This is a genomic window from Agrobacterium sp. 22-3639C2 (genome assembly GCF_053522105.1).
Genome location: NZ_JBNWDB010000003.1, coordinates 705,674 through 720,745 on the forward strand (window position 1 = coordinate 705,674; position 15,072 = coordinate 720,745).

Annotated in this window: 17 protein-coding genes; 8 read left to right on the forward strand and 9 right to left on the reverse strand. The window is 58.3% G+C overall.

Features of this window, described 5'->3' with window-relative positions:
* Positions 1 to 25: 25 nt before the first annotated feature.
* Positions 26 to 1,009, reverse strand: a complete 984-nt coding sequence (gene mbfA, locus ACQZ6D_RS16445; protein WP_003514615.1) for an iron exporter MbfA — start codon at positions 1,007 to 1,009, stop codon at positions 26 to 28.
* Between the two features lie 140 nt (positions 1,010 to 1,149).
* Here mbfA and ACQZ6D_RS16450 point away from each other — a divergent pair, with 140 nt between their 5' ends.
* Both ACQZ6D_RS16450 and ACQZ6D_RS16455 read left to right on the forward strand, forming a co-directional pair.
* Complete coding sequence (locus ACQZ6D_RS16450; RefSeq protein WP_065703680.1) at positions 1,150 to 1,623, forward strand: group III truncated hemoglobin; 474 nt, start codon at positions 1,150 to 1,152, stop codon at positions 1,621 to 1,623.
* Positions 1,624 to 1,761: 138 nt separating this feature from the next.
* Entirely contained in the window at positions 1,762 to 2,865 is a 1,104-nt protein-coding gene (locus ACQZ6D_RS16455; protein WP_003514611.1) for a TRAP transporter substrate-binding protein, read from the forward strand.
* 3 nt (positions 2,866 to 2,868) lie between these two features.
* Here ACQZ6D_RS16455 and ACQZ6D_RS16460 read toward each other — a convergent pair whose 3' ends face one another.
* Positions 2,869 to 3,957 carry a helix-turn-helix transcriptional regulator gene (locus ACQZ6D_RS16460; RefSeq protein ID WP_065703678.1) on the reverse strand — a complete coding sequence of 363 codons (1,089 nt, stop codon included), beginning with the start codon at positions 3,955 to 3,957 and terminating at the stop codon, positions 2,869 to 2,871.
* Positions 3,958 to 4,100: 143 nt separating this feature from the next.
* Here ACQZ6D_RS16460 and ACQZ6D_RS16465 point away from each other — a divergent pair, with 143 nt between their 5' ends.
* Positions 4,101 to 5,177 carry an alpha/beta hydrolase family protein gene (locus ACQZ6D_RS16465; RefSeq protein ID WP_448729829.1) on the forward strand — a complete coding sequence of 359 codons (1,077 nt, stop codon included), beginning with the start codon at positions 4,101 to 4,103 and terminating at the stop codon, positions 5,175 to 5,177.
* A 10-nt stretch (positions 5,178 to 5,187) separates the two neighbouring features.
* Here the strand turns inward: ACQZ6D_RS16465 and ACQZ6D_RS16470 are convergent, their stop codons facing one another.
* From ACQZ6D_RS16470 to ACQZ6D_RS16480, 3 genes are all read right to left on the reverse strand, one after another.
* Positions 5,188 to 5,706, reverse strand: a complete 519-nt coding sequence (locus ACQZ6D_RS16470) for a GNAT family N-acetyltransferase (protein WP_065703674.1) — start codon at positions 5,704 to 5,706, stop codon at positions 5,188 to 5,190.
* 22 nt (positions 5,707 to 5,728) lie between these two features.
* Entirely contained in the window at positions 5,729 to 6,310 is a 582-nt protein-coding gene (locus tag ACQZ6D_RS16475) for a helix-turn-helix domain-containing protein (protein ID WP_065703672.1), read from the reverse strand.
* Between the two features lie 94 nt (positions 6,311 to 6,404).
* Positions 6,405 to 6,806 carry a ketosteroid isomerase-related protein gene (locus ACQZ6D_RS16480; RefSeq protein WP_003514602.1) on the reverse strand — a complete coding sequence of 134 codons (402 nt, stop codon included), beginning with the start codon at positions 6,804 to 6,806 and terminating at the stop codon, positions 6,405 to 6,407.
* 73 nt (positions 6,807 to 6,879) lie between these two features.
* Between ACQZ6D_RS16480 and ACQZ6D_RS16485 the strand changes: the two genes are divergently transcribed.
* From ACQZ6D_RS16485 to lepA, 3 genes are all read left to right on the forward strand, one after another.
* Entirely contained in the window at positions 6,880 to 7,488 is a 609-nt protein-coding gene (locus tag ACQZ6D_RS16485) for an acetyltransferase (RefSeq protein WP_065703670.1), read from the forward strand.
* On the forward strand, positions 7,485 to 8,354 hold the full coding sequence (locus tag ACQZ6D_RS16490; RefSeq protein WP_065703668.1) for a carbon-nitrogen hydrolase family protein: 870 nt from the start codon (positions 7,485 to 7,487) through the stop codon (positions 8,352 to 8,354). The genes ACQZ6D_RS16485 and ACQZ6D_RS16490 overlap by 4 nt, the downstream gene beginning before the upstream one ends.
* Before the next feature lie 61 nt (positions 8,355 to 8,415).
* Positions 8,416 to 10,254: a translation elongation factor 4 gene (lepA, locus tag ACQZ6D_RS16495; protein WP_025592156.1), complete on the forward strand. Its 1,839-nt coding sequence runs from the start codon at positions 8,416 to 8,418 to the stop codon at positions 10,252 to 10,254.
* Positions 10,255 to 10,325: 71 nt separating this feature from the next.
* Here lepA and ACQZ6D_RS16500 read toward each other — a convergent pair whose 3' ends face one another.
* Positions 10,326 to 10,733 carry a DUF2000 family protein gene (locus ACQZ6D_RS16500; protein WP_003514594.1) on the reverse strand — a complete coding sequence of 136 codons (408 nt, stop codon included), beginning with the start codon at positions 10,731 to 10,733 and terminating at the stop codon, positions 10,326 to 10,328.
* Between the two features lie 94 nt (positions 10,734 to 10,827).
* On the opposite strand from ACQZ6D_RS16500, the gene ACQZ6D_RS16505 reads away from it, so the two are divergent.
* Complete coding sequence (locus ACQZ6D_RS16505) at positions 10,828 to 11,610, forward strand: AraC family transcriptional regulator (RefSeq protein ID WP_065703665.1); 783 nt, start codon at positions 10,828 to 10,830, stop codon at positions 11,608 to 11,610.
* Here ACQZ6D_RS16505 and ACQZ6D_RS16510 read toward each other — a convergent pair whose 3' ends face one another.
* A complete protein-coding gene (locus ACQZ6D_RS16510) occupies positions 11,611 to 12,498 on the reverse strand; it encodes an NAD(P)/FAD-dependent oxidoreductase (protein ID WP_448729830.1) in 888 nt (295 codons plus the stop codon).
* 150 nt (positions 12,499 to 12,648) lie between these two features.
* Here ACQZ6D_RS16510 and ACQZ6D_RS16515 point away from each other — a divergent pair, with 150 nt between their 5' ends.
* Positions 12,649 to 13,107 (forward strand): Rrf2 family transcriptional regulator, encoded by a 459-nt coding sequence (locus ACQZ6D_RS16515; protein ID WP_013635305.1) that lies wholly within the window; start codon positions 12,649 to 12,651, stop codon positions 13,105 to 13,107.
* A 70-nt stretch (positions 13,108 to 13,177) separates the two neighbouring features.
* Here ACQZ6D_RS16515 and ACQZ6D_RS16520 read toward each other — a convergent pair whose 3' ends face one another.
* Both ACQZ6D_RS16520 and ACQZ6D_RS16525 read right to left on the reverse strand, forming a co-directional pair.
* Complete coding sequence (locus ACQZ6D_RS16520; RefSeq protein WP_448729831.1) at positions 13,178 to 13,495, reverse strand: hypothetical protein; 318 nt, start codon at positions 13,493 to 13,495, stop codon at positions 13,178 to 13,180.
* A gap of 88 nt (positions 13,496 to 13,583) precedes the next feature.
* Complete coding sequence (locus ACQZ6D_RS16525; protein ID WP_065703659.1) at positions 13,584 to 14,981, reverse strand: aminotransferase-like domain-containing protein; 1,398 nt, start codon at positions 14,979 to 14,981, stop codon at positions 13,584 to 13,586.
* Between the last annotated feature and the right edge of the window lie 91 nt (positions 14,982 to 15,072).

Here is a 15,072-nt window from a genome sequence, read left to right on the forward strand (position 1 = left end):
CAAACGCTGCGGGCTTTATTATTCACTAGGCGTTGCCGATGATGATACCGGCGGCCAGCACCAGCGAACCGCCGAGCACTACCTGAAACACTGCCCGCAGGAACGGCGTTTCCATGAAGCGGTTCTGAATAAAGGCGATGGCCCAGAGTTCCACGAAGACGACGACCGCGGCGATGGCCGTTGCTGTCCAGAAATGCGGAATGAGATAGGGCAGCGCATGGCCAAGGCCGCCAACGGCCGTCATGATGCCTGAGGCGAGACCGCGCTTTACCGGAGAGCCACGACCGGAAAGCTTGCCATCATCATGGGCCGCCTCGGTGAAGCCCATGGAAATACCCGCGCCAACGGAGGCCGAAAGGCCGATCAGGAAGGTTTGCCACGTATCTTGCGTGGCGAAGGCGGCTGCGAAGATCGGTGCCAGCGTCGATACGGAACCATCCATCAGTCCCGCAAGACCCGGCTGCACAAAGGTCAGAAGAAATTGCCGCTTTGCGGTTTCCGCCTCTTCTGTCTTGCCGTTTTCGTCGAGATGTTTCTCTTCCAGCATCTGCGCGATGTCTTCGTGACCACGCTCCGCCTCGGCCAGATCGCCGAGCAGCTTGCGGGTCGAGGCATCGCTGGTGCGCTTGACAGCCTCATCGTAAAAACGGATCGCCTGGGCCTCCATCAATTCCGCCTGCGCACGAATTTTGTCAAGCGACAGGTTCTTCACCAGCCAGTCCGGCGTGCGCTCGTAAAAGCCACGCACATGCTCACGGCGGATCAGGGGGATCGTTTCCCCAAATCGCCTGCGGTGCATGTCGATCAGCACGTTTCGATGCTGCTGCTCCACCTCGGCCATATCATCGAAGATTTTTGCGGATTGCGGATATTGCGCGCGCAGATGATCGGCATAGGAGCGGTAGATGCGGGAATCGTCTTCTTCGGACGAGATGGCAAGTGCGAGGATTTCCTGTTCGCCAAGCGAGGAGAACGGGCGTTTGGACAGGGAAAAAAGACTGCGGAACATGACTGGAACCTCTTTAGAATAATTCTAAATACATCCTGATCACGTCACAATCAAGCCTTTTAGAATTATTCTAATATGCCAAAGGGTCGCATTGCGGAGTGTCGAAGAGCCACGTAGGTTCTGCCGCAAAAGGAAGCACAATGCAGGACCAGATCGCGGCAAAGGCCGCCCACAACGCGGAAATTCAGAACAGGGCGGAAAAGGCCATGGCGGCTATCGGCATCGACGCCGGTTTCGTCGACCTGCTGGTCGAGACATTTTACGCCCGCGTTCTGGAACATCCCACGCTGGGCCCTGTCTTCGATGCGCGGCTTTCCGGGCGCTGGCCGGAGCATATGGCCAGGATGAAACAGTTCTGGGCCGCCGTCGCCTTCAAGAATGGCGGCTACGGCGGCAAGCCGGTGCAGGCGCATCTTGGCGTAAAAGGCATGTCGGCGGAACTGTTCCCGCAATGGCTGGCGCTTTTTTCGGCCACCCTTGACGATATCGCGCCGAGCCCACAAGCCCATAGCTGGTTCATGGAAACTGCGGAACGTATCGCAAAAAGCCTGACGCTTTCGCTGTTTTATAATCCTGCAATGGATGATCCGGCGTTAAAACGCATGCATCCGTAGCCCCATCCGGGCGATGATAGCAGGCCCGGCAAGTTCAAATATTCCCCTTGATGGCCGCGAGGATAAATGTTTAGTAGCCAGTGGGAGGCGTACCGTACGGTTCGCCTGTAATATGCAGACATATCAGGGCTTATCGACATGGATCGCAGATCATTTATTCGCAAGGCGGGCGCTGTTGGTGCCGGTGTTACCGCAACCGTGCTGGCCGCTCCGGCCATTGCGCAGGAAAACCCCAAAATCACCTGGCGCATGACGTCGTCATTCACCAAGGGCCTCGACATTCTATTCGGTGCCGGCCAGATCGTCGCCGATCATGTCAAGGAAGCATCCGGCGGCAACTTCGTCATCCAGCATTTCGCCGGTGGCGAAATCGTGCCGGCGCTGCAGGCAGCGGATGCGGTGACGGCCGGAACCGTCGAAATGGCGCATACCTGCTCATACTACTATGTCGGCAAGGACCCGACCTTCGCGCTCGGGACCTCGGTTCCCTTCGGTCTCAATGCACGCCAGACGAATGCATGGTTCAACCAGGCGGGCGGCAACGAGTTGCTCAATGAGTTTCTTGCCCAGCACAATATCTACTCGATCCTGCTCGGCAATACCGGCGCCCAGATGGGCGGCTGGTTCCGCAAGGAAATCAACACCATCGATGACCTGAAGGGCTTGAAAATGCGCATTGCGGGCCTGACCGGCCAGGTGATGCAGAAGGTTGGCGTGACACCGCAGCAGATCGCCGGCGGCGATGTTTACGCTGCACTGGAAAAGGGCACCATCGATGCAACCGAATTCGTCGGTCCCTATGACGACCAGAAGCTCGGCTTCTACAAGGTTGCGAAATATTACTACTACCCCGCATGGTGGGAAGGTGGCCCAGCCGTTCATGCTTTCGTGAACCTGCAGAAGTTCAACGAGTTGCCGGAGAACTACAAGCGTATTCTGAAAGACGCCTGCGCCGCCGGCAGCGCCAGCATGCTGGAGCGTTATGACGCGCGCAATCCGAAGGCTCTGAAGGAACTCGTGGCGCAGGGCGCCATCCTGCGGCCGTTCAGCCAGGAAATCCTCGATGTCTGCCACAAGGCGGCGCAGGACACCTATGCCGAGATTTCGGCCAAGAACGAGAGCTTCAAGAAGATCTACGAAAGCCAGCAGGCGTTCAAGAAGGACGCCTATCTCTGGGCACAGATCGCCGAATATACCTATGACACCTATATGATGATCCAGCAGCGCAACGGCACGCTCTGATCCTCATTTCAGGATCTTCAAACGGCCATCCGGCATCTGCCGGGTGGCCGTTTTTGTATTCGACACCAGCTTCCACACCTCGCGTTCACGCCAGTCCATCGGGCTCATGCCGGTGACGCGGCGAAATTCCCGGTTGAAGTTGGATTTGGTCTGAAAGCCGGAAGACAGCATGATCGCAGTGACCGACTGATCCGTCTCCTCCAGCAGCCGGCAGGCTTCGCGGATGCGCAGCTGGTTGACATATTGCGAGACGTTAACGCCGAGCGAGCGATTGATCGCGCCCGAGATTTGCCGGCTCGGCAGACCGAGACGTTTTGCGAGCCGTGACAGGTTTAGGTTCTCATCGCGGTAGAGCGTGTGGGTCTCCATCAAGCGATCAAGCCTTTCGACAACGTCCCGGTCCTGTTGTGAAGGCGCCGGTGAAGACAACTCCGCAGCAGGCTGGGCAGCCGTTTGCGGCGCTTTGCTTTTGCCGGCAAGTGCAGCCATGAGACCGATCAGCAGAAGCCCGAGAAGATTGGCATTGCTAACAAGTGCGGCGACATTTTCTCCATGCGCCCACTCGAAATCGAAAAACACCAGAAGATCGAAGAACGCGGAAACGCAGAGAGCGACCGCGGCGACAATGAGCGCCTTATGCGCAGATGCGACGCTGGCAAATTGCGCTTCGTCCAGCCCATCCGGCCCTTTTCTTGCCAAGAGAAGCAAGGCAATGGCGTGCCCGACAAAAATCACGATCAGCGCAAAATCGATCGCAACAGGAAGGACGAACTCCAGAAAGACGACGAAGAAAGGTGAAAGCACAAGACTGGCAAACATCGCCCTCCTGCTTTCAACTCCAACGCCCATCAGTCCGCGAAAGGCGATGTAGACGAGAGGCGGCAGGCAGGCAGCCAGAACAGGCAAAACATAACGCGCTTCGCTCACACCATATCCCCAGCGCAAGCCGACAAGAACGGACTGCACGGCGCAAAGCGCGATGAGCGCCAGAAACGCCCGGTTGGTTCGCATATCCTCTGCGCCTCGAAAGAAGACGATGAACATGACGACCAGCAGAAGTGCGACGACAAAAGGCAATGGAATGAAAAGCACGGATAACGATCCCGAAGCGATGAATTACCACCCATTCATGGACCAGATCGCGTTTCGGCACGACCTTTAACGCGATCAAGGACGCATTTATTCACCCTAGAAGGAAAACGGGAGCATCCACCTTGTCAAACGGAGAGGCTCTCATGACACTGAAAAACACCCTTGTCGCACTTCTGATGTGCGCGGCTTTTTCCCCGCAGGCATTTGCCGCAGAGGATGTCGGGCTTACCAGCATCCCAGTTTCTTCCAAGGCTCGCGACACAAACCTTGACGTTACGATCTGGTATCCGGCCAAAGGCGGAGACGGCATACCGGCGCTTTCCTCCGAGAACCGTATCTTTCAGGGAACGGCGGTTCGGAAGGACGCGACCATCAAGGACGGCCATTTCCCCCTCGTGTTGATTTCGCACGGGTCCGGCTCGCGCGCTGAAGGCATGGCCTGGATCGCCGCGAAACTCGCCAGCGAAGGTTTCATCGTCGCCGGAACCAATCATCCCGGCACGACCAGTGGTGACTCGACGCCTGCCGACACGCCGAAAATCTGGGAGCGGACCAACGATCTATCCACAATCGTCACGGCCTTGACGACGGACGCCACGTGGTCGGGTGCGATCGATGCGCAACGCATCGGTGTTCTCGGCTTTTCGCTGGGCGGTAGCGCGGCGATGGAGATTGCAGGTGCACGCGCCGATCTTGACGCCTATGTGCGCTATTGTGAAGAGAATGCAGCAATGATGGATTGCCAGTGGTTTGCCGGCGGCCGGGCCTATGTCAATAACGAGCCGGTCAGCGTACCGAAGGTCGATCTCAGAACCATCGACAAGACCCGTTTCGAGCAGCAGAACCGCGATCCACGCATCCGTTCCGCCGTGTTGGTCGATCCGGGTCTGGCGCTGGCGTTCCAGCCGGACAGCCTTAGACAAATCGATATTCCGCTGACCTTCATCAATCTTGGCAGCGAAGGTAAAATACCGCCCGCTGTCCTTGCCGACGAGCTTGCAGCACAAGTGCCTGCCTCTACTTACCAACAGGTTGACGAGGCCAACCATTTTATCTTCCTGCCCCTTTGCAAGCCGGATGCCGACGCGTTTCTCAAATCCGTTGGCGAGCGCGATCCGATCTGCGAACCGGCCGGGCCCCGCGACCGTAAAGATATTCATGCACAGCTGGAAATGATGATCGTCACCGCCTTCAACCGCACGCTGAAGCCGGGTCAATAACCAGAAGAACCTAGCCGATCCTTTTGTAAAACAGGGTCGTGCCGCAATAACGCCCGTCGGGAAAAAGCGCATAGTCGGGGATGACGCCGACGCGTTCCCAGCCAAGACGGGGATAAATTGCCTCCGCATCGCTACCCGTGGCCGTATCCAGCACCAAAAGGGTACGGCCACGTTTTGCCGCTTCCTGCTCCACCTTTTCCATGAGCTTTCGTGCAAGTCCCAGCCCGCGTGCCGACCGATGCACAAGAAGCTTCATCAGATCACCGCGATGTGGCTGGTTGGGCTTGGAGGCCAGACCGACCTGCACCGTGCCCACCACTTTATCGTTTACTTCCGCCACCACATGAATGGTGCCGCCTGCTTCCACGGCATCGGCTACATCCTGCCAGAACGGCTCGGCATCTTTTGGGGAGAAAGGCAGCATGAAACCGACAGACGCGCCGCCATTAACGCAGTCGGCGATAACGTCACAAAGTTCGGTCAAGGCATTGATCGTCTCTGCCCGGTTCAATACGCGGATGGTGGCCATTAATAACTCCTGTCGGGGAAAATCAGCGCTGTCTTTGATCCAGCACGACGGCATAACGGGCAGGTTTTTCTGAGGGATTGTGGAAGACATGTCCCTCACCCACCGGCATGAAAAGGCAATCGCCGGGTTCCAGCCGGTGCACGTCTCCACCGCTCGTCATCTCCAGCACACCTTCGAAAAGCCAGACATATTGCGTCATTCCGCGGCTTGCCGCATGCGGCGGGAAACCGACCCGTGCGCCCGCCGGGAACTCGACCTCGACAATATCGACATCGGAACCGACGCGTGGCGGGGAGATGGCACGGCGCACATAACCGGTCTCCGGGTCTTTCCAGAGCTGCTGGTCACGCTTTTTCACCAGCGGTGAAACAGCCTCTTCGTCTTCGGCGAAAAAGCCGGAGAGCGACAGGCCTAGCGCTGCGCAGATGCGGGCAAGAAGCGAGGCCGTGGGGCTCGCCTCGCCACGTTCGATGCGGGAAATCATGGCGCGGCTGACGCCGGATTCGGCGGCGAGCCGGTCCAGGGTCAAACCATTTTCAGCGCGCAACGTCTTGATGCGGTCGCCGATAGAGCGTTCGAGAATATGATCTTCGTTTTCCATCATGCCAGAATACATTCTCACATGATGGAGTCAATATCTACTATAATGGAAATTGCGATCGCTTGTTACCGCGGATTCTGCGCGCGGCAAAGATGCATCAGGCACCGACCTGGGCGATCCAATCGTTCAGGTTATAGTAGTTCGTTACTCGACTAACTTTTCCATCCTTCAGGTCAAAGAATGCACCAGCCGGCAGGACGTATGTCTGGCCATCGGCTTCCGGCAGGCCTTCATCGGTTGCGAGATATTCGCCGTTCACGATGAATTCCGCAGAGGCGCGCTTACCGTCCTCGCTCGCCATGATGACCATGTCGGTGAGGTTTTCCTTATAGCAGCGGTTCATGTGCTGCATGAAGGACGCAAAAGCCGGCTTTCCGGTCTGACGCTCGCCCTGATTGATGTCATGTACCACCTCGTCGTGAAGAAGCGCCAGAAAGGCATCCATGTCCTGACGGTTGAAGGCATCGTAATAGGCGCGGATGGTCTCAGTGGCGGTCATTGTCTTCTCCGTTCAATGCTTGCGCAGGGTTTCCATGACGGTATAACCAGTGCAACCGAAAGTGAAAATGCCCATGACCGTCGAAATCAAGTCTCTTTCCGGCATCGAGGCCGCGCCCTATTTCGATGACCTTGCGCGCCTGCGGATCGAAGTGTTTCGCGCCTTTCCCTATCTCTATGACGGATCGCTGGATTACGAGCGCAAATATCTCGCCACCTATGCCGACACGAAAGGCGCGGTTTTCGTGCTGGCGCTGGATGGCGCACACGTGGTGGGCATGTCCACCGGCATGCCGATGGCGGCCGAGACCGACGAGGTGAAGGCGCCCTTCCTGAAGGCGGGTTACGATCCGGACCGGATATTTTACTTCGGCGAAAGCGTGCTTCTGCCCAGCTATCGCGGGCATGGCATCGGGGTGCGGTTCTTTGTGGAGCGGGAGGCGCATGCGAGCAAGCTCGGCTTCAACTGCTGCACCTTCTGCGCGGTCGAGCGCCCCGCCGACCACCCGCGCCGGCCGTTGGATTACGTGCCGCTGAATACCTTCTGGGAAAATCGCGGCTATCGCCATCACCCGGAATTGCACACCAGCTTCACCTGGCGGGATCTAGACGAGAGCACCGAAAGCCCAAAGCCCCTGTCCTTCTGGATGAAGACCATTGCTGCCGGAGAGGAAAACAGATGACGAAACTCGCCGCCAGCCAATATGCCATCGAACTCATCGAGACATGGGAAGGCTATGCCGCCCATCTTTCCGCCGTCGTGCGCGAGGCGAAAGAAAAAGGCGCCGAGCTGCTGCTGTTGCCGGAATATTCGGCCATGACGCTGACCGGGCAGTTGCCGCCGGATGCGCGCTCGGACCTGCACCGCTCCATCGAAGAGATACAGCCGCTCATCCCCTCATGGGTCGAGCTTTGCGAAGAGCTGGCGCGGCAACATCAAATCCTGTTTCAGCCGGGCAGCGCGCCAGTGAAAGACAAGGACGGCAAGTTCCGCAACCGCGCATGGCTGTTCGGCCCCAACGGACTGATCGGGTATCAGGACAAGCAGATCATGACGCGCTTCGAGCGGGAGCAATGGAACATACATGCCGGCATCGAGGGCCTGAAAGCCTTCGAGACGCCGATCGGCAGGCTCGGCATCCTCATCTGTTACGACAACGAGTTCCCGATGCTTGGCCGGAAGCTGGCCGAGCTTGGCGTCGAACTGGTTCTCGCTCCCAGTTGCACCGATACGCTGGCCGGCGCCTACCGGGTGCGTATCGGCGCGCAGGCGCGGGCGCTGGAAAACCAATATGCCGTCCTTTCCTCCCCCACGGCGGGTGAGGCTCCATGGTCTCCCGCCGTCGATGAAAATCGTGGCCGCGCAGCACTTTACGTGCCATCCGACTATGGCATGCCGGCATCGGGTATCGTCGCGGAAAGCGAAAGCGATGCGGTGACACACAGCAAGTTGCTGATCGCCGATATCGACCTTGCTGCCGTGGCCAAGCTTAGAACCGAAGGACAAGTGGCCACCCGCCGCGACTGGCCGGAGCAGTTTGCGATCTGAAAAGCCCATTTTAAAGGGCTTTTAACCAAATTCCCGCTTTGCGGCATGAGAAGCCCCTGCTATAGCGCGGGGCATGAGCACAAATTCGACCCGCACGCCCCTGGACCATATCCGCAACTTCTCGATCGTTGCCCACATCGATCACGGCAAATCGACGCTGGCCGACCGGTTGATCCAGTCGACAGGCGGCCTTGCCGAGCGCGATATGTCGGAACAGGTTCTCGATTCGATGGATATCGAACGCGAGCGCGGCATCACCATCAAGGCCCAGACCGTGCGCCTGCACTACAAGGCGAATAACGGCGAAACCTATGTGCTGAACCTCATCGACACGCCCGGTCACGTCGACTTTGCCTATGAAGTGTCCCGCTCGCTTTCGGCCTGCGAAGGTTCGCTGCTGGTGGTGGACGCATCTCAGGGTGTGGAAGCCCAGACGCTGGCCAACGTTTATCAGGCAATCGACAATAATCACGAGCTGGTGACGGTCTTGAACAAGATCGACCTGCCGGCCGCGGAGCCCGACCGCATCAAGGAACAGATCGAGGAAGTAATCGGCATCGATGCTTCCGAAGCTGTGTTGATTTCGGCCAAGACCGGGCTTGGCATCCCCGATGTTCTCGAAGCCATCGTCAACCGCCTGCCACCGCCGAAGAGCGAAGTCGGCGAGAACGGGCCGCTCAAGGCGCTGCTCGTCGACAGCTGGTACGACACCTATTTGGGCGTCATGGTTCTGGTGCGCGTCATCGACGGCGTGCTGACCAAGGGCCAGCAGATCCGCATGATGGGTTCCGGCGCGAAATACGGCGTCGAGCGCGTTGGCGTACTTACCCCGAAGATGGTCAATGTCGACAGCCTCGGCCCCGGCGAGATCGGTTTCATCACCGCCTCGATCAAGGAAGTCGCCGATACGCGTGTTGGCGATACCATTACCGACGACAAGCGCCCGACGGCGCAGGCCCTGCCCGGCTTCAAGCCAGCGCAGCCCGTGGTTTTCTGCGGCCTCTTCCCTGTTGATGCAGCCGACTTCGAAGATCTGCGCGCGGCGGTGGGCAAGCTTCGCCTCAACGACGCCTCCTTCTCCTTCGAAATGGAATCGTCTGCCGCTCTCGGCTTTGGTTTCCGTTGCGGCTTCCTCGGTCTGCTGCATCTTGAAATCATTCAGGAACGCCTCGAGCGTGAGTTCAATCTCGATCTCGTCGCCACAGCACCTTCGGTCGTCTATGAAATGACGCTGACGGATGGCACCGAGAAAGAGCTGCACAACCCGGCTGATATGCCTGATGTCGTGAAGATCAAGGAAATCCGCGAACCGTGGATCAAGGCGACGATCCTGACGCCCGACGAATATCTCGGTGGTATCCTGAAACTCTGTCAGGACCGGCGCGGCCTGCAGACGGAGCTGACCTATGTCGGCAACCGCGCGATGATCACCTATGAATTGCCGCTCAACGAAGTGGTGTTCGATTTCTACGACCGCCTGAAATCCATCTCGAAGGGTTACGCCTCGTTCGACTACAACATCATCGACTATCGCGAAGGCGATCTCGTCAAGATGTCGATCCTCGTGAACGGCGACCCGGTGGACGCACTCTCCATGCTGGTCCACCGCTCGGCGGCTGACCGGCGCGGACGCGGCATGTGCGAAAAGCTGAAGGAACTCATTCCGCCGCACATGTTCCAGATCCCGATCCAGGCGGCCATTGGCGGCAAGGTCATCGCCCGCGAAACCGTGCGCGCGCTGCGCAAGGACGTGACGGCGAAGTGCTACGGTGGCGATGCGACGCGTAAACGCAAACTTCTGGACAAGCAGAAGGAAGGCAAAAAGCGCATGCGCCAGTTCGGCAAGGTGGAGATTCCGCAGGAAGCTTTCATCGCTGCGCTGAAGATGAACGACGAATAAGCGGCCGCTAAATCGTCGCTGATTTGACAAGGGAGGCTTACGGCCTCCCTTTTTACATTCACGGCAGCTGCTCAGGCATGCAGCTTCGCGCCCTTGGTAATCTTGTCGACGATTTTCTTGTCCGCCCTCAGCGCCATGCCGACGACCTTTGCATTGTCGGGAGAAAATTCCGAAAACACCTGGCGGTTGGCAACATCATGACCGGTTGCGAACATTTCCTCGATATAGAGCGATGTCGTGACCTCGCGTTCCAGGGATCGCTGATGGATTTTGCGCAGTGCCTCCTGATCCGTGGCCATGACGACTATCGGCTGGACGGACAGGGGATTGTAGACGTTACCCGCCCCGTCGCGGTATGGTTCCCCGATGATCTCTCTGGTCTGGGCGACGATGCCGGACATGAGAAATGCGGTGACGTTCAGTTTTTGCCACACGGCAAGGTCATCACGAAGGATGACGGCGATCTTGGTATCAAACATGCGAACTCAATCTGGCTGTGGTTACGAAAGAGAAGCGACCCTAGCCCCTCAGGGTACGAGCGATCTTGAACGTTCGTGCAAATTCGAGGGGATCGTGCAGGCCCCTTCCAGCGAAGGGATCGAGCGCATTGAAGCGCGCTTTCACGGCAACGCCTATGCACCCCATCGCCATGACACCTATGCGCTCGGTGTGACGCTTTCCGGCGTCCAGACCTTTTCCTATCGTGGCACATCGCATTTCAGCACGCCCGGAAAGGTTATCGTGCTGCATCCGGACGAAGTTCACGATGGTGGTGCCGGCACCGACGAAGGTCTGCGCTACCGTATGCTCTATCTTCCGCCGGAAAAAACCATGGAGGTGGCGACCGGATTTCACGCGCTGCCATTTGCAAAAAATCCCGTCATCGAAGACGATGAGTTCCGTCAATGCCTGATAGAGGCTCTCGGCAATCTCGAAGGCGAGCCGGACAATCTGCTCCTGACCGACTGGCAATCGAGACTGTCGGATCTGCTCTGGAAGCATTCGAACGGAAACCAGAGAACAATCAAGCGGCTTGACCGAATCGCCGTTTTCCGTTGCCGGGATTACCTGCTGGAGAACAGCGCGCTTGCCGTCAGCTCAGAGAAGCTGGAGCAAATAAGCGGGTTAGATCGCTTCACGCTCTTTCGGCACTTCCGCTCCCTGTTTGGCACGAGCCCGCACCGTTATCTCATCATGCGGCGTCTGCAAAAATGCAAGGACATGATGCGGGCTGGTGCGGGTCTTGCGGAAACGGCGTTTGCCTGCGGCTTTGCGGATCAGGCGCATTTTACCCGCCACTTCAAGAATGCCTTCGGAATGCCTCCGGGGCGCTGGCTGAGCCTTGTTTCGCACTGATCATTCCGGAAACATGATCGACCTGTGAGCCGCAGTCCCTGCCATGGCGCCATCCCCCACGGAAAGAGCGACCGAGCCGGCGGGCCTTGCCACATCACCGCAGGCGAAGATTCCGCGCACTGTCGTCTGTTTCACGGCATCTGTCACGATGCTTGAACCCATCGGCCCCTCTTCCACGGTGCAACCGAGCTTTTCGATCCAATCCGAGGCAATCCGCAATTTCGGTTGCGTGAAAAGACCGACCAAAGCAATGCTGCACCCATCCGCAAGAACGACATCCGCATGCCCTGCGATCTCTCTGATACGCTCTTTTTCCACCCGAACGCCCCGGGCTGACAAAAGCGCACTCTGTTCGGCATCCGGCACGAATATACCGTTGGTAAAAAAGGTCGTTTCACCCCAGTCCGGAAGCATCAGTGCATGGTGGATGGCCAGCGGTGAGGCCGCGATGACGCCGATCCTGCGCTGATCCAGTTCGTATCCGTGGCAATAGGGGCAATGGAAAACGGCGCTGCCCCAGCGTTCCTTCAGCCCGGCTATATCAGGCAGTTCATCCGTAACGCCTGTGGCAAGGATTAGTCTGGCCGCCCTTTCGCGGCGATTGCCATCGATCTCGATGACGAAGTCATCGAATGATCCTTCGGCATTCGTTACCCTGCCCTTTGCCCAGTGTATCGTCGGGTAGCGCTCGATCTGGCGGCGTGCCTCGGCGATGATGTCGCCCGGCGCCTTGCCGTCCTGTCCGAGAAAACCGTGGGAATGGCTGGCGAAGCGATTTCTCCGCTCACCCGCATCCACCACCAAGATGTTTTTTCTCGCGCGCCCGAGCTGCAGGGCGGCGGACAGGCCCGCATAGCTGCCGCCGATGATGATGACTTCGTATTTCATGATGCACCTATCGTTCACCGAGCCGGAAGCGCCCGTTCGTTTCACGACACTTATATTGTTACATGAATTTTAGAGTCAATAGTCACGCAACTTATATTGTTACGTCATATGCTAACTGGTAATGTCGCGAAAAACAGGCGGATTTCACCGATGAGACACGACACGCGCCTTTCACGGGTGCTGCATATTCTGATCCATATGGAGAAACACGAGGGGGCGGCGACCTCGGAAAGCATCGCGGCGATGTTGCAGACGAACCCGGTGGTGGTGCGCAGAACCATGGCGGGCTTGCGGGAGCACGGTTACGTGTCGTCGGAAAAAGGCCATGGCGGTGGCTGGGTTCTGGCGCGACCGCTCAGCGAAATCACGCTGCTCGATATTTACCGGGCGCTTGGCGCGCCGGAATTGTTCTCGATTGGGCTGGCAGGAGATAATCCTAACTGCGTCATAGAGCAGGCCGTCAATGCTGCCCTTTTCGACGCCATGAACGAGGCGGAGACCATTCTCCTGTCCCGCTTCGGAAACATTACGCTTTCGGTGCTGGCGGAGGAATCGATGAGCCGCTGGTCCAGATTGTCCAACCATCCCTCCGCGATGGATCAGCTCTAACGCCGCAGAGTTGGCGCAATAAAAAACCGCCTGCCGTAAGGCAGGCGGTTTTGTCAGATGATCTAACCCATTACGGCTGCGTCTGCGTGCCGCCAGTATTCGGGCTTGCCGGTGCTGCATTGTTTGCAGGCGGTGTTGCCGGGACGGTCGGAGTCGCGGGCGCAGGTGCCTGTTGCGTTGCCGCAGGCGGCATGGTCGAGGATGTCGCGGCCGGATCGGTGTTCGGACCGCTCATCTGCGACCAGGCGAATACGCCTACCAATGCGACAACGAGAATCGCCAGCCATGGCATCCAGGACGGAGACTTGCGGGCAAGCGGTTCATTGCTGATATTCAGTTCCGGACGAAGATCACGGTCCGGGCGCGGATTGTTTGGATCGAATGTCATGGTATTTCCTCCTCTTCATTCTGAGAAGAAAACGGCGTTCACGGGATTTTGTTCCGATTCTCCTCGGCCAGCACGATATGGGCGACAATTACGCGCTCTGCCTGAGGGCATCTGCCAGCACCGCCATGACCTGAGGAGCGGCCATTTGCGACACATTGAAACGCATGAAAGCGGATGCGTTCTGCGCGGAGCTGAAAACATTGCCGGGTGCCAGCACCACCTGTTGCGCCAGTGCCCGACGTGCAACATCGGCGGCGTCGACCCCCTCCGGCAGGCGGCACCATAAGAACATGCCCGCCTGCGGTTCGATCCACGGCACACATCCAAGCGCTTTCAAACGCGCCGCCGCCTCAGGCACCGCCGCCGCGAGACGCTGTCGAAGAGCCTCGACATGCTTGCGATAACTACCGTCAGTCAAAAGCGACAGGATCAATGCAGCCGAAAAATTTGCTCCACCAAACGCAGTGGCAATCTTGAGATCGGTCAGGGCTTCCACCCATGCCGGAGGCGCTGCGATGAAACCGCACCGCACGGAAGCAGACAGGGTTTTTGAAAAACTGCCGATCTGGACGACCCGGTTCAGACCATCGAAAGCAGCCAGCCGTGGTGCCGCCTGCGTTTCAAAATCGGCAAAAATATCATCCTCGATGATGGTGAGGCCCGCCTGTTCGGCCAGCATCAGCAGGCGATGGGCGGAAACGGCGGAAAGCCTTGCGCCTGTCGGATTATGGATCGCGGAATTAGTGATATAAAGGCGCGGCTGATGCTCTTTCAGTGCCTGCTCGAAAAGCGGCAGGTCCGGTCCAGCCGGCGTATAGGGCACACCAACGGTTTTCACCCGATGCGCCCGCAAGAGAGCGCGGAAGTTAAAATAGCAGGGATCATCGACAATCACCGTATCCCCTGGCTGCAGCAGGAAACGACACAGGAGATCGATCGCCTGCGTGCCGGAATCGGTGAGCATGATCTGGCTGGCGCCCGCCTGGACGCCATGTTCGGCAAGTCTGCGGGACAAAAGCTGGCGTAGCGGCAACAGCCCCATTGGGCTCGCATAATCCGTCAGCAAGGAAGCATCCGCGCGGGCAAGCCCCCTCATCGCCCGCCGTAGCGCTTGCTCCGGCATCCATGACGCTGGAAGCCAGCCGCAGCCGGGCTTGGCAAGCGCCGCCCCCTCGTCCAGCGCCTGGCGCGACACCCAGAGCGGATCCACCGCCCTGTCCAGCCGAGGCTCGATATCGGCCAGAGACAGAGGCGCTAGTGGACCCGCCACATAAAATCCCGAACCCGGTCGCGAGCTTATGGTGCCATCGGCAACCAGCCGGTCATAGGCCTCGACGACGGTTGAAGTGGAGACCTGCATGGCCTTCGCAAGCGCTCGAACGGATGGCAATCTGGCGCCGGGAACGAGGCTTCGCGAAGCGATGCGTTGCCGCATGCTGGCCATCACCTGTTCTATGCGCGTTCCCGTCGCGAGGTGTCCGTCCACATTTCTCTCCAACCGTACCGTCCAAACAACCATAACAGTTTCTTGAAATTGTATATGATTGTCGCTGTTTTCACCAGCCGTTCCGGATCAA